Source organism: Pseudomonas massiliensis, from assembly GCF_000826105.1.
Taxonomy (GTDB): domain Bacteria; phylum Pseudomonadota; class Gammaproteobacteria; order Pseudomonadales; family Pseudomonadaceae; genus Aquipseudomonas; species Aquipseudomonas massiliensis.
In genome coordinates this window covers 132,016-146,691 of the sequence record NZ_CCYK01000005.1, presented here as the reverse complement: position 1 = coordinate 146,691, position 14,676 = coordinate 132,016, and the positions used below count along the sequence as shown (strand labels likewise).

The window sequence follows — 14,676 nt, the reverse complement described above, 5'->3', positions numbered from 1 at the left end:
TAACGAGAGTTCGATGACAAGTCTGCATGCCGATGAGGCCTTCCTCGGCCACTATCAACTGGACCATGACCCCTTTGCCGCTCGCGTGCCAGGGTTCAAGTTCTTCCCGGCGCAACGCAAGCCGGTACTGGGCCAACTGCATCACCTGGCGCGTTACAGCCAGCTGATGCTGGTAGTGACCGGGCCCCATGGTAGCGGCAAGACCTTGCTGCGCCAGGCGCTGGTGGCCAGTACCAACAAGCAGTCGGTGATGAGCGTGGTGGTGTCGGCGCGCGGGGCTGGCGATGCCGCCGGCGTGCTCGGGCAGATCGCGCCCGCTGTGGGCGCCGCCGATACCGAGATCGGCAGCCTCCTGCATCGGGTGATCCAGCTCGGGTTGACCGGCCAGGAAGTGTATTTGCTGGTCGACGACGCGGAACAACTGGACGAGTCGGCGCTCGAAGCCCTGCTGGAACTGTCGGCGGGAATGCCGGAAGGGCGGCCGCATGTGTTCCTCTTCGGAGAGCCTTCGCTGCTGTCGACCCTGGAGCAGCTCGAATGGGGCCCGGAGCGCTACCATGTCATCGAGTTGCAGCCCTATACCCTGGAAGAAACGCGCGAATACCTGACCCAGCGCCTGGAGGGCGCCGGCCAGGGAATCGCATTGTTCAGCAACGAGCAGATCGCGGACATTCACGAAACGTCCGGCGGCTGGCCTGGCCCTATCAACCAGGTCGCCCGAGACTCGATGATCGAGGCGATGATCGCCAGTCGTTCCGCGGTCAAGCGACCATCCATAGGACTTAAAATGCCTAAGAAATACCTGTTGGCCCTTTCCGCCGTCGTGGTGATCATTGTCGCCGCTGCCGGCCTGTTGTCTGGGCACAACAAAGCGCCAGCCCCTGCTGGCGAGCAGGCGCAACTGCCCTTGGGCCAGGGTGAGCCTGGCAGCGCGCAACCTAACCAGGACGGTAACCCGTCGATCGAGTTCGCTGGCAACTCCAAGCCGCTGCCTCTGAACGGCCAACCTGTGATGCGCGAGCCTCTGGCCTCCGCCGCCGGCGCGGAAGACGATGACGGCGCGCCAGCAGCCGATGCGGGTACGCCCAGCCAGCCCCCAATGGTCACTACCAGCGCGCCGCCTGTCGGCATGCCGGCCGGCCCGGCTGTGACCCCGCCCGCGGTCGCCTCCGCAACGCCAGTGCAACCGATGGAGCCGGCACCAAGCAAGCCTGCGCCGGCGGCCAAGCCCACGCCTGTGCCGCAAGTCGCGGTAGCCAAGCCTGCGCCGGCGGCCAAGCCCACGCCTGTGCCGCAAGTCGCGGTAGCCAAGCCTGCGCCGGTTCCTGCCAAGCCGGCGGACAAGCCGGTAAGCAAGGCGACAGGCGGCAACTGGTATACGGCCCAGGCGCCCAGCAGCTACGTGGTACAGATCTTCGGCACCAGCTCCGAGAGCGCGGCGCAGTCCTACGTGCGCGAGCAGGGCGGGGAATACCGGTATTTCAAGAAAACCTTGCAGGGCAAGCCGCTTTTCGTCGTGACCTACGGCAGTTTCCCGAACCGTGCCGCCGCGGTTGCCGCCATCAAGAACTTGCCAGCAAAGGTCCAGGCTGGTAAACCTTGGCCTAGAACTGTCGCCAGCGTCCAACAAGAGCTGACTTCAGCCCACTGAAGGCCGGTGGCCCCACCCTCGCCACCACCAGACGTCCCCCGAGTCGATTGCACAAGCCCGCCGCGCATTGCGCGGCGGGCTTTCGTGTCCCTCCAAAGTGCCCGCGAGCCAAAAGCTTGTCGCGACGGCCAATAATCATTGACTCGAGCAGCTTGCTTACCTCATAAAGCTGCTAAAAGCGTTCAAATTTGCGACATCAAAATACATTGTTCGGTCGTTTATATTTGTGGCCCGCAGCCCTGCTGTGTACAATGACTGCCCTTTTGCCCCCGCAAAGCTGGCGTTCGTTCGGCGTGGATGGTAAGTGGTTGAATTAAAGAGCATTTGCTTCCATGAGAAGCAAGCCTGGTGAGAAGTGTCTATGAAAACAGGTCTGTACCATCCCGAAGAATTCAAGGACAACTGTGGCTTTGGCCTGATTGCCCATATGACGGGCGAGCCGAGCCACAACCTGTTGCAAACGGCCATCGAGGCCTTGACCTGCATGACCCATCGCGGCGGCATCAATGCCGATGGCAAGACTGGCGATGGCTGCGGGCTGTTGATGCAAAAACCGGATCAGTTCCTGCGCGCCATCGCCGAGGAGCACTTCCAGCGTGAGCTGCCCCGCCAATATGCAGTGGGCATGGTGTTCCTGAACCAGGACGACGCTCGCGCCGAAGCTGCCCGTGAGAACATGAACCGGGAAATCCTCGCCGCGGGCCTGCAGTTGGTCGGTTGGCGGCAAGTACCGATCAACACTAGCGTGCTCGGCCGGCTGGCCTTGGAGCGGCTACCGAAGATCGAGCAGGTATTTGTCGGTGGGGAAGGCCTGAGCGATCAGGAGTTCGCCATCAAGCTGTTCAGCGCGCGTCGTCGTTCCTCTGTCGCCAATGCCGAGGATACAGACCATTACATTTGCAGCTTCTCCCACAAGACCATCATCTATAAGGGCCTGATGATGCCCGCCGACCTGGCGGCGTTCTATCCGGACCTGGGCGATGAGCGCCTGAAAACGGCGATCTGCGTGTTCCACCAGCGCTTCTCCACCAATACCCTGCCCAAGTGGCCATTAGCACAGCCGTTCCGGTTCCTGGCGCACAATGGTGAAATCAACACCATCACAGGTAACCGCAACTGGGCCCAGGCCCGTCGCACCAAGTTCGCCAACGAGCTGATCCCTGACCTTGAAGAGCTGGGGCCGCTGGTCAACCGCGTAGGTTCGGACTCTTCCAGCATGGATAACATGCTCGAGCTGATGGTCACTGGCGGCATCGACCTGTTCCGTGGCGTACGCATGCTGATTCCGCCAGCGTGGCAGAACGTGGAAACCATGGACCCGGACCTGCGGGCCTTCTACGAATTCAACTCCATGCACATGGAGCCTTGGGATGGCCCCGCTGGTGTGGTCATGACCGAAGGCCGCCACGCAGTGTGCCTGCTCGACCGCAACGGCTTGCGGCCTGCGCGCTGGGTCACCACCCGTAACGGCTATATCACCTTGGCCTCTGAAATCGGCGTGTGGAACTACAAGCCTGAAGACGTCATCGCCAAGGGCCGGGTAGGGCCGGGCCAGATCTTCGCCGTGGACACCGAGACCGGGCAGATTCTGGATACCAACGCCATCGACGATCGGCTCAAGTCCCGCCACCCGTACAAGCAGTGGCTGCGCCGGCATGCGCTGCGCATCCAGGCGAAGATGGACGACCACGACCACGGCTCGGACTTCTACGATGTCGATCGCCTGAAACAGTACATGAAGATGTACCAGGTCACCTTCGAAGAGCGCGACCAGGTGCTGCGCCCGCTGGGCGAGCAGGGCTACGAGGCGGTCGGTTCCATGGGTGACGATACGCCCATGGCGGTACTGTCCCAGCGTGTCCGCACCCCCTACGACTATTTCCGCCAGCAGTTCGCCCAGGTCACCAACCCGCCGATCGACCCACTGCGCGAAGCCATCGTCATGTCCCTGGAGATCTGCCTCGGCGCCGAGCGCAATATCTTCCAGGAGTCCCCGGAGCATGCGTCCCGGGTGATCCTGAGCTCGCCAGTGATCTCCCCGGCCAAGTGGCGCGCCCTGATGAACCTGGAGCGGGAAGGTTTCGGCCGCCAGCTCATCGACCTCAACTACGATGAGCAGGTAGGCCTGCAAGCCGCCATCGTCAATATCGCCGATCAGGCCGAGGAGGCCGTACGCGCTGGCAAGACCCAGATCGTGCTCAGCGACCGCGCCATCGCACCGGGCCGCCTGCCCGCTCACGCGGCCATGGCGGTGGGCGCCGTTCATCACCGGCTGGTGGAGAAAGGCCTGCGCTGCGACAGCAACATCCTGGTGGAAACCGCCACGGCACGCGACCCGCATCATTTCGCGGTGCTGATCGGCTTCGGCGCCTCGGCGGTCTACCCCTTCCTGGCCTACGAGGTGCTCGGCGACCTGATTCGTACCGGCGAAGTGCTGGGCGATCTGTTCGAGGTGTTCAAGAACTACCGCAAGGGCATTACCAAGGGCCTGCTGAAGATCCTCTCCAAGATGGGGATTTCCACCATTGCCTCCTACCGCGGCGCCCAGCTGTTCGAAGCCATCGGCCTGGCCGACGAAGTCACCGGTCTGTGCTTCCGTGGCGTGGCCAGCCGCCTGCAAGGGGCTCGTTTCAGCGACCTGGAAGCCGAACAGAAGGCCCTGGCGGTGGAAGCCTGGAGCCCTCGCAAGCCCATCCAGCAAGGCGGCCTGCTCAAGTTCGTCTACGGCGGCGAATACCATGCGTATAACCCGGACGTGGTCAACTCGCTGCAAGCCGCCGTGCAGCAGGGCGACTACGCCAAATTCAAGGAGTACACCGCGCTGGTGGACAACCGTCCGGTGTCCATGTTGCGTGACCTGCTCAAGGTGCGCGAAACCCATCAACCGCTGGACCTGGCCGAGGTCGAACCTCTAAGTGCCATTCTTCAGCGCTTCGACTCTGCCGGTATCTCGCTGGGCGCCCTTTCCCCGGAAGCCCACGAAGCCCTGGCCGAGGCCATGAACCGCTTGGGCGCGCGCTCCAATTCCGGCGAGGGCGGCGAAGATCCCTCCCGCTACGGCACCATCCGCAGCTCCAAGATCAAGCAGGTGGCTACCGGCCGTTTCGGGGTCACGCCAGAATATCTGGTCAATGCCGAGGTGTTGCAGATCAAGGTGGCTCAGGGGGCCAAGCCCGGCGAGGGTGGCCAGTTGCCGGGCGGCAAGGTCAACGGCTTGATCGCCAAGCTGCGTTATGCGGTGCCGGGCGTCACGCTGATTTCCCCACCGCCGCACCATGACATCTACTCGATCGAAGACCTCTCGCAGCTGATCTTCGACCTCAAGCAGGTCAACCCCCAGGCACTGGTATCGGTCAAGCTGGTCTCCGAGGCTGGGGTGGGCACCATTGCCGCTGGCGTTGCCAAGGCCTACGCCGACCTGATCACCATCTCCGGCTACGATGGCGGCACCGGTGCATCGCCGTTGACTTCCATCAAGTACGCAGGAAGCCCCTGGGAACTGGGTCTGGCCGAGACACACCAGACGCTTCGCGGCAACGATCTGCGCGGCAAGGTGCGGGTGCAGACCGACGGTGGCCTGAAAACCGGCCTGGATGTCATCAAGGCGGCCATCCTGGGCGCCGAAAGCTTCGGCTTTGGTACCGCGCCCATGATCGCGCTTGGCTGCAAGTACCTGCGCATCTGCCATCTGAACAACTGCGCCACCGGCGTGGCCACCCAGAATGAAAAGCTGCGCAAGGACCACTACATCGGTACCGTGGACATGGTGGTGAACTTCTTCACCTTCGTGGCCGAGGAGACCCGTGAATGGCTGGCGCGCCTGGGTGTGCGCAGCCTTGGTGAGCTGATCGGGCGTACCGACCTGCTGGAAGTGCTGCCGGGCGAAACCGCCAAGCAGGCGCACCTGGACCTGACTCCGCTGTTGGGCAGTTCCCATGTACCGGCGGATAAGCCGCAATTCTGCGAGGCCGAGCGTAACCCGCCATTCGACAAGGGGTTGGTGGCCGAGAAGATGGTCGAGCTGTCCCTGGCAGGCATCGAAGCCCGCACCGGCGGCGATTACAGCCTGGATCTGTGCAACTGCGACCGCTCCATCGGCGCGCGGGTTTCCGGGGAGATCGCCAAGCGCTACGGCAACCAGGGCATGGCTGACGCGCCCGTCACCTTCCGCTTCAAGGGGACTGCCGGGCAAAGCTTCGGCGTATGGAACGCCGGCGGCCTGAACATGTACCTGGAAGGTGACGCCAACGACTACGTGGGTAAAGGGATGACCGGTGGCAAACTGGTGATCGTGGCGCCCAAAGGCAGCCCCTTCAAGAGCCAGGACAGCGCCATTATCGGCAATACCTGCCTGTATGGCGCTACCGGTGGCAAGCTGTTCGCCGCCGGCACGGCCGGCGAACGGTTCGCGGTGCGCAACTCCGGCGCCCATACCGTGGTGGAAGGCACCGGCGATCACTGCTGCGAGTACATGACCGGCGGCTTCGTCTGCGTACTGGGCAAGACCGGTTATAACTTCGGCTCGGGCATGACCGGGGGCTTCGCCTACGTACTGGACCAGGACAACACCTTCGTGGACCGGGTGAACCACGAGTTGGTCGAGATACAGCGCATCAGCGGCGAAGCGATGGAAGCGTATCGCAGTCATCTGGAAAGCGTGCTGGCCGAGTACGTGGCCGAGACCGACAGCGAGTGGGGGCGCAACCTCTGGGAAAACCTGGATGACTACGTGCGCCGCTTCTGGCTGGTCAAGCCCAAGGCAGCCAGCCTCAAGTCGCTGCTGTCCAGCACCATTGCCAACCCCCAATAAGCCCTGGCGGGCAGCTTCAAGCGATAAGCTCAGGCTGCCCGTGGTAACCCAGAATTTGCTTGCAGCTTGAAGCTCGATGCTTTGAGCTGCGCCGAGAGGCGACCATGTCCGAACGCTTGAGTAACGACTTTCAATTCATAGATGTAGGCCGTAAAGACCCGAAGAAGAAAACCCTGCGCGTGCGGAAAAAGGGCTTCGTGGAAATCTACGAGCCCCTTAAGCCCCAGCAGGCGGGAGAACAGTCCCACCGCTGTCTGGGCTGCGGCAACCCCTATTGCGAATGGAAGTGCCCGGTGCACAACTTCATTCCCAACTGGCTGAAGCTGGTGTCCGAAGGCAACATCCTGGCGGCGGCCGAGCTGTCGCACCAGACCAACACCCTGCCGGAAGTCTGCGGACGCGTCTGCCCCCAGGATCGCCTGTGCGAGGGGGCCTGTACCCTGAACGACGGCTTCGGCGCGGTCACCATCGGCTCGGTGGAGAAATACATCGCCGATACCGCCTTCGCCATGGGCTGGCGGCCAGATATGTCCAAGGTCAAGCCGACCGGCAAGCGCGTGGCGATCATCGGCGCCGGTCCGGCCGGGCTTGGCTGTGCCGATGTGCTGGTGCGCGGCGGCGTCACCCCGGTGGTTTTCGACCGCAACCCGGAAATCGGCGGCCTGCTGACCTTCGGCATTCCAGAGTTCAAGCTCGAGAAAACCGTGCTGAGCAACCGCCGGGAGATCTTCACCGGCATGGGGATCGAATTCCGCCTCAATACCGAGGTAGGCAGGGACATCACCATGGAGCAACTGCTGGCCGAATACGATGCCGTCTTCATGGGCATGGGGACCTACACCTACATGAAGGGTGGTTTCCCTGGTGAAGACCTGCCGGGTGTGCACGACGCGCTGGATTTCCTTATTGCCAACGTGAACCGTAACCTGGGCTTCGAGAAATCACCGGAGGACTTCATTGACATGAAGGGCAAGCGGGTGGTGGTGCTTGGTGGTGGCGACACCGCCATGGACTGCAACCGTACCTCCATTCGCCAGGGGGCCAAGAGCGTTACTTGCGCCTACCGCCGTGACGAAGCGAACATGCCCGGTTCGCGCCGCGAAGTGAAGAACGCCAAGGAAGAAGGGGTCAAATTCCTCTACAACCGTCAGCCCATCGCCATCGTTGGCGAGGAAAAAGTCGAAGGCGTCAAGGTGGTGGAAACCCGCCTGGGCGAGCCGGATGCCCGTGGCCGGCGCAGCCCGGAGCCCATTCCAGGCTCGGAAGAGATCTTGCCGGCCGACGCGGTGGTCATCGCCTTCGGTTTCCGCCCAAGCCCAGCCGACTGGTTCGAGCAGCACCAGATCCAGTTGGACAGCCAGGGACGGGTGATCGCGCCAGCTTCCGGGGGCCAGTACCGGCACCAGACCAGCAATCCGAAGATCTTTGCCGGGGGCGACATGGTGCGCGGTTCCGACCTGGTGGTGACCGCCATCTACGAAGGGCGGACCGCGGCCGAGGGCATCATGGATTACCTGCAGGTGTAAACCTTAATCGAGGCGATTGATAAAAGGCACGGCGCAACGCCGTGCCTTTTGCGCTGGCGTCTGAGAAAATGCCCGCACTTTTTTCGCGGATGCCCCCATGACTGCCTTGAAGAACGACCGTTTCCTGCGCGCCCTGCTCAAGCAACCGGTGGATGTCACCCCTGTGTGGATGATGCGCCAGGCCGGCCGCTACCTGCCCGAGTATCGGGCGAGCCGGGCCAAGGCGGGGGATTTCATGAGCCTGTGCATGAACCCGGCGTTCGCCTGTGAAGTCACCCTGCAGCCGCTGGATCGTTATCCGTTGCTGGATGCGGCCATCCTCTTCTCGGACATCCTGACCATTCCCGATGCCATGGGCCAGGGCCTGTACTTTGAAACCGGCGAAGGCCCACGCTTTCGCAAGGTCATCGACACGGTAGCCGATATCGACGCCTTGCCCATCCCGGACCCTCAGCAGGACCTGGGCTATGTGATGGATGCGGTCAGCACCATCCGCCGCGAGCTCAATGGTCGCGTACCCCTGATCGGTTTCTCCGGCAGTCCATGGACTCTGGCCACCTATATGGTCGAAGGCGGGTCTTCGAAAGACTTCCGCAAAACCAAGGCCATGCTCTACGACCAACCGGAGGCCATGCACCGCTTGCTCGACAAGCTGGCCCAGTCGGTAACCGCTTACCTCAATGGGCAGATTCGCGCTGGGGCCCAGGCAGTGCAGATCTTCGATACCTGGGGCGGCAACCTGTCCTCGGCGGCTTACCAGACATTCTCGCTTGCCTACATGAAGCAGATCGTCAGCGGGCTCATTCGCGAGCACGAAGGCCGCAAGGTCCCGGTGATCCTCTTTACCAAGAACGGCGGCCTTTGGCTGGAATCCATCGCGGATGCAGGCGCCGATGCCCTGGGGCTGGACTGGACGTGCGACATTGGTGAAGCTCGCCGGCGCGTCGGTACCCAGGTGGCGCTGCAAGGCAATATGGACCCCAGCGTGCTTTACGCCAAGCCCGCGGCGATCCGTGCCGAGGTGGCGCGCATCCTGGCCAGCTACGGGCATGGTACGGGGCACGTGTTCAACCTGGGTCACGGCATCACTCCTGAAGTCGACCCGGCCCATGCCGGGGCGTTCATCGAGGCAGTGCATGAGCTGTCTGCTGTCTATCACGCGCAGCCGTGATCTGAGTTAAGGTTGGATTCATCAACCCTCGCTAGGCTGTATTCATCAAGACAGCCACGAGGGTACTCCGATGAAACTGCGTTATCTTTCGATCTGCCTGCTGCCCCTGCTGGGCGTTAACGGCTACAGCCAAGCCGCCGGGTTTATTGGCCCAGGCGGCCAGGCCGCGAATACCGGCGCCACAGCCGCTACCGCGGTGGAAACGGTCAAGGCCGCTTTGAGCGCTGCCGAAGACACCCCCGTTGTGTTGGAGGGGCGTATCGTCAAGAAACTGGCCGTCGCTGGAAAAGACAACCGCTACGAGTTCACCGATGGCAAAGACAGTATCCAGCTGGATATCGACAGCGACAAATGGCCAGCGGACATCAATGACCAGCAGCGCGTACGCCTGTTTGGCGAAGTCGACCTTGACCACGGCAAGCAGGAAGTGGACGTAGACCTGATTCAGCTCCTGAAATAATCCCCACGCCCCGGCAGGAGCCAGTGAAGCTTGCGAAACGACAATGCAACCACTGCAAGTCGCTGGCCCCTACCGGTTGATCTACCTGGATCATGCAGGCTTCCGGTTCGCTGGTAGCAGCGCAAGCCGCGCCAGCTTCACCGCTACGGCCAGAGCCATGACCAGCAAGGCGCTGATGAACGCGCCGATGCCATGCCAGCCTCCATAGTGCCAGGCCACCCCGCCCAGGGTTCCGGCCAGGCTCGACCCCAGGTAGTAGCTGAACAAGTAAAGGGAGGACGCTTGCCCTTTGGCCTGGGTCGCGCGCCGGCCTATCCAGCTGCTGGCTACGGAATGAGCGCCGAAGAAGCCGAAAGTGAACACCAGCATTCCCAGCAGGATCGCGCTCAGAGGCGCCAGCATGGTTAGCATCAACCCCGCCAGCATGACGGTGATAGCGACCCAGAACATCCGCCGCCGACCAAACTTGTCCGCCAGGGCGCCTACCTGGGCCGAGCTGTAGATACCGGCCAGATAGACAACGGATAGCAGACCCACTGACGCCTGGCTCAAGTCGTAGGGCGAGGCCAGCAGACGGTAGCCAATATAGTTGAAAAGAGTGACGAAGCCGCCCATCAGCAGGAAGGCCTCCAGGAACAGCCACGGCAGGCCCGCGTCCCGGAAGTGAATGACGAAACCCTCCAGCAGGCTACGTGGGTGAAGGGTCCGGCTGCGGAAATTACGTGAAGGCGGCAGTATCTTCAGAAATACCACGGCGGCCCCAAGGGCCAGTCCGCCGACTACCAGGGTTGCGGTGTGCCAGCTGACATAGTCGATGAGCACTCCAAGAATCAGCCGGCCGGACATGCCGCCAATGGCGTTGCCGCTGATGTACAGGCCCATGGCCAGGCCAATGTGGTCCGGGTGAATCTCTTCGCTGAGGTAGGTCATGGCTACCGCCGCAACCCCGCTCAGTGAAAGCCCCAGCAGAGCGCGGGTCAACAGGATGGTCGGCCAATTGGGCATCAGCGCGCTGGCCAGCGTGCATAAGGCCGCGCTGAACAGAGCTGTCACCATCACCGGCTTGCGGCCTATGCGGTCGGAGACCGGGCCGGTAATCAGCAGACCGATGGCCAGCATCGCGGTAGAAACCGACAGCACCAGGCTGCTCTCGGCGGCATTGATGGAAAACTCCCCGGAAAGCAGGGGCATCATCGGCTGCACACAGTACAGCAAGGCAAAGGTCGCGAAGCCGCCACAGAACAGCGCCGCTACGGTGCGCATGAACAGTGGCGTGCCTTTTTCGATCCATTGCGCGGTTGTCACAGGCGCGGGATTGGCCGAATTCGACGGACAACTGGGAGCCTCGACCCTTTTCAACAGGGGCCTCGCAAGTCAAGAAGGAGAGAATCGAGAATATAGCCGGCTGAACAGGACTTCCAATATATTGTTCAACCTGTTTGATAGCCTGGACATATCAAGATGGAGCTACGCCACTTGCGTTACTTCATTGCCGTCGCAGGAGCGAGGCTGGACGGTTGTTCCGCGACGAGGCCCGATAAATGCTGGCTCAGGCAGACAAGGCTGCCGTTATGCCAGGTAAAAGGTGGTTAAAGTCGCTTAGACCCTGTACATATCTAGCTTGGATAAATCAAAGGCAAACAGGAGGATGCGATGCGACGGGTGGTGTTCAACCAGAAGGGCGGTGTAGGGAAATCCAGCATCGCTTGTAACCTGGCAGCGGTCAGTGCGAATGCGGGTTACCGCACGTTGTTGATCGACCTGGACGCGCAGGCGAACGCTACTCAATACCTGACAGGGCTCGCTGGAGAGGAGGTGCCTCCCGGCATAGCTACCTTCTTCCGAAATACCCTGGCATCCGGCCCCTTTGCGAAGAAGAACGAGGTGGATATCTACGAGACCGAGTTCGATAACCTCCATCTGGTCACCGCCACGGCCGAGCTGGCGGACCTGCAACCCAAGCTGGAAGCCAAGTTCAAGATCAACAAGCTGCGCAAGTTACTGGACAGTCTGGAGGACGAGTACGAGCGGATCTACGTGGACACGCCACCGGCCCTTAATTTCTATGCTGTTTCGGCCATGATCGCAGCCGACCGCGTATTGATTCCCTTCGATTGCGACAGCTTCTCCCGCCAGGCCTTGTACACCGTGCTCAAGGAGATAAGCGATCTGCGCGACGAGCACAATGAAGACCTGTCCATCGAAGGTATCGTGGTCAACCAGTTCCAGCCCAGGGCGGCCTTGCCGCAGAAGATGCTTGAAGAGCTGCTGGCCGAAGGGCTGCCCGTGTTGCCGGTGTACCTGAACAGCTCTGTGCGCATGCGCGAATCCCACGAAGCGAACAAGCCGCTGATTCACTTTGACTCGCGCCATAAGTTGACCCAGCAGTTCGTGGAGCTGCATGACTTGCTCGAAGGGCACTGACAGAAACAGGAACCAACGACTGCTCATGCATTGTTGAGCTTCCTGGCTCCTGCCTGCAGGGCATCACTTCGATAGGCGAAGGCGGCGGCTCAACAGACCTCGCCCGCCGCATGGCCCGACGCCCAGGCCCACTGGAAGTTGAATCCGCCCAGGTGGCCGGTGACATCCAGCACCTCGCCGATGAAATACAGGCCCGGGCTTTTCAAGGACTCCATGGTCTTGGAGGAGACTTCCCGCGTATCCACGCCGCCAAGCGTCACTTCAGCGGTGCGATAGCCTTCGGTTCCCGCGGGAACGACCTGCCAGTCACTCAAGCGGGCTGCGACCTCCTGCAGCTGCATCGGGGTGTATTGCTTCATGGGCTTGGACTCGAACCCATGGTCGCAGAGCAACTGCGCCATCTTGCGCGTGAACACTTCCCCCAAGAGGGTGCGCAATTCAGCATTAGGGCGCTCGGCCTGCTGGGCTGCGAGCCAGGCCAGGGCGTCATGGTCAGGTAGCAGGTTGATCGAAACGCTGTCTCCCGGCGTCCAGAACGACGAGACCTGAAGAATGGCCGGCCCGCTGAGACCCCGGTGGGTGAACAACAGGTTCTCCCGGAAGCTGTGGCCGTTGCAGCTGGCGATGCAATCGACGGAGGTGCCCGATAGCGCGTTGCACAGCTCTTTCAAGTGGTCGGTAATGGTAAAGGGCACCAGCCCGGCCCGGGTGGGCAGCACCTGGTGCCCGAACTGCCGCGCCAGTTGATAGCCGAAGCCGGTGGCGCCCAAGGTCGGGATGGACAGCCCGCCCGTGGCCACGACCAGCGAAGCGCAATCGAGCGTACCGCTGCTGGTCAGCAGGCGGTAGCCGGCTGCGTTCGCGATGACTTCCTGGACGCTGGTATTCAGGCGAACCTCAGCCCCGGTGCGCTCACATTCGGCCAGCAGCAACCCGAGGATATCGCTGGCCTTGTTGTCGCAGAACAGCTGGCCGAGCTTCTTCTCGTGGTAAGGCACGCCATAGCCCGCTACCAGGCCGATGAAGTCCCATTGGGTGTAACGGGCCAGGGCCGACTTGCAGAAGTGAGGGTTCTGGGAAAGGAAATTCGCCGGCTCGGTATACATATTGGTGAAGTTGCAGCGGCCGCCACCGGACATGAGGATCTTCTTGCCCGCCTTGTTGGCGTGGTCGATGACCAGCACCCGACGGCCTCGCGCGGCGGCCGTGGCCGCGCACATCAGGCCAGCGGCGCCCGCGCCAATGATGATGACATCCAGGCTCACAACAGGCGCACCCGCAAGGAACGGCCTTTGATCTTGCCTTTGCCGAGGCGATCCAGGGCCTGCTTGGCCACGCCTCGCTCAACCGCGACGAGGGCCTGGTAATCGAAGATGGCGATCTTGCCCACCTGGGCGCCGGGCAGGCCGGCATCGCCTGTGAGCGCGCCCAGGATGTCTCCAGGCCGCAGCTTGTCCTTGCGTCCGGCGGCGATACACAGAGTAGCCATGGGTGGGACCAGCGGGCCGTCTCCCCGGTGTTTCAGCTCTTCGAGGGGGCGCCAGTTCACCTCGGCCTTCTGCAACGCTTCGATGGCCTGGGCCCGGTGGGCTTCGGCCGGCGCTACCAGGCTTACGGCAGTGCCACTTTCGCCCGCTCGGCCGGTGCGGCCGATACGGTGAATATGAATCTCCGGGTCTCGTGCCAGTTCCACATTGATCACCAGGTCCAGGCCTTCGATGTCGATACCACGCGCCGCCACATCCGTGGCGACCAGTACCGTGGTGGAACGGTTGGCGAAGAGGGCCAATACCTGGTCACGGTCGCGCTGCTCCATGTCGCCATGCAAGGCACTGGCGCTGACGCCTTTGCTGGCCAGCAGATCGGTCAGCTCCTGGCATTGCTGCCGAGTGAAGCAGAAGGCGATGCAGGACTGCGGCCGGAAATGCCCGAGCACCTTGAGCACCGTGCTCAGCCGTTGCTCGGCATCGACTTCGTAGAAACGCTGTTCGATCTTGCGATCATCGTGCAGCGCCGCCACCTTGACCGTGCGTGGGTTGCGCAGGAAGCGCGCGGCCAAGGCTTCGATGCCAGCGGGGTAGGTGGCGGAGAACAGCAAGGTCTGTCGACGGCTCGGGGTTTGCTCGATGATCGCGGCGATGACGTCCACGAAGCCCATGTCCAGCATCCGGTCGGCTTCGTCCAGCACCAGGGTGTTCAACCCATTGAGCGACAGGGTGCCCTTGTCCAGATGCTGCTGTACCCGGCCGGGGGTGCCGACGATGATGTGAGCGCCATGTTCAAGGGAGCCGACCTGGGGGCCGAAGGGTACACCACCGCACAGGGTCAGCACCTTGATGTTGTCCTCGGCGCGAGCCAGCCTGCGGATCTCCTTGGCCACCTGGTCGGCCAGCTCGCGGGTAGGGCAGAGTACCAGGGCCTGGCAGCCGAAGAAGCGCGGGTTGATTGGATTGAGTAGACCGATGCCGAAGGCGGCGGTCTTGCCACTCCCGGTGCTGGCCTGGGCGATCAGGTCTTGCCCCGCCAGAATGGCCGGCAGGCTCTGGGCCTGGATGGGGGTCATCTGGGTGTAGCCCAGCGATGCAAGGTTGCTGAGCATCGCTGGGGACAATGACAGGGTTTCGAAAGCGGTGG

At 62.3% G+C, this 14,676-nt stretch carries 9 protein-coding genes; 6 read left to right on the top strand and 3 right to left on the bottom strand.

What is annotated here, in order from left to right; all coding sequences use genetic code 11:
* The first annotated feature begins 13 nt into the window (after positions 1-13).
* The 5 genes from BN1188_RS04080 (at position 14) to BN1188_RS04060 (ending at position 9,618) form a co-directional block, all read left to right on the top strand.
* On the top strand, positions 14-1,651 hold the full coding sequence (locus BN1188_RS04080; RefSeq protein WP_040260063.1) for an AAA family ATPase: 1,638 nt from the start codon (positions 14-16) through the stop codon (positions 1,649-1,651).
* A gap of 361 nt (positions 1,652-2,012) precedes the next feature.
* Positions 2,013-6,461 carry a glutamate synthase large subunit gene (gene gltB, locus BN1188_RS04075; protein ID WP_040260062.1) on the top strand — a complete coding sequence of 1,483 codons (4,449 nt, stop codon included), beginning with the start codon at positions 2,013-2,015 and terminating at the stop codon, positions 6,459-6,461.
* A 104-nt stretch (positions 6,462-6,565) separates the two neighbouring features.
* Complete coding sequence (locus BN1188_RS04070) at positions 6,566-7,987, top strand: FAD-dependent oxidoreductase (protein WP_040260061.1); 1,422 nt, start codon at positions 6,566-6,568, stop codon at positions 7,985-7,987.
* A 97-nt stretch (positions 7,988-8,084) separates the two neighbouring features.
* Positions 8,085-9,158 (top strand): uroporphyrinogen decarboxylase, encoded by a 1,074-nt coding sequence (gene hemE, locus BN1188_RS04065; protein WP_040260060.1) that lies wholly within the window; start codon positions 8,085-8,087, stop codon positions 9,156-9,158.
* A 70-nt stretch (positions 9,159-9,228) separates the two neighbouring features.
* The gene (locus BN1188_RS04060; RefSeq protein ID WP_040260059.1) at positions 9,229-9,618 is read left to right on the top strand and encodes a NirD/YgiW/YdeI family stress tolerance protein; all 390 of its coding nucleotides are present in this window, start codon (positions 9,229-9,231) and stop codon (positions 9,616-9,618) included.
* Positions 9,619-9,708: 90 nt separating this feature from the next.
* Here BN1188_RS04060 and BN1188_RS04055 read toward each other — a convergent pair whose 3' ends face one another.
* A complete protein-coding gene (locus tag BN1188_RS04055) occupies positions 9,709-10,923 on the bottom strand; it encodes an MFS transporter (protein ID WP_408633568.1) in 1,215 nt (404 codons plus the stop codon).
* A 348-nt stretch (positions 10,924-11,271) separates the two neighbouring features.
* Between BN1188_RS04055 and BN1188_RS04050 the strand changes: the two genes are divergently transcribed.
* The gene (locus BN1188_RS04050) at positions 11,272-12,042 is read left to right on the top strand and encodes a ParA family protein (RefSeq protein ID WP_040260057.1); all 771 of its coding nucleotides are present in this window, start codon (positions 11,272-11,274) and stop codon (positions 12,040-12,042) included.
* An 89-nt stretch (positions 12,043-12,131) separates the two neighbouring features.
* Here the strand turns inward: BN1188_RS04050 and BN1188_RS04045 are convergent, their stop codons facing one another.
* Positions 12,132-13,307, bottom strand: a complete 1,176-nt coding sequence (locus BN1188_RS04045) for a BaiN/RdsA family NAD(P)/FAD-dependent oxidoreductase (RefSeq protein ID WP_267904425.1) — start codon at positions 13,305-13,307, stop codon at positions 12,132-12,134.
* The gene (gene dbpA / locus BN1188_RS04040) at positions 13,304-14,641 is read right to left on the bottom strand and encodes an ATP-dependent RNA helicase DbpA (RefSeq protein ID WP_052469169.1); all 1,338 of its coding nucleotides are present in this window, start codon (positions 14,639-14,641) and stop codon (positions 13,304-13,306) included. The genes BN1188_RS04045 and dbpA overlap by 4 nt, the downstream gene beginning before the upstream one ends.
* Between the last annotated feature and the right edge of the window lie 35 nt (positions 14,642-14,676).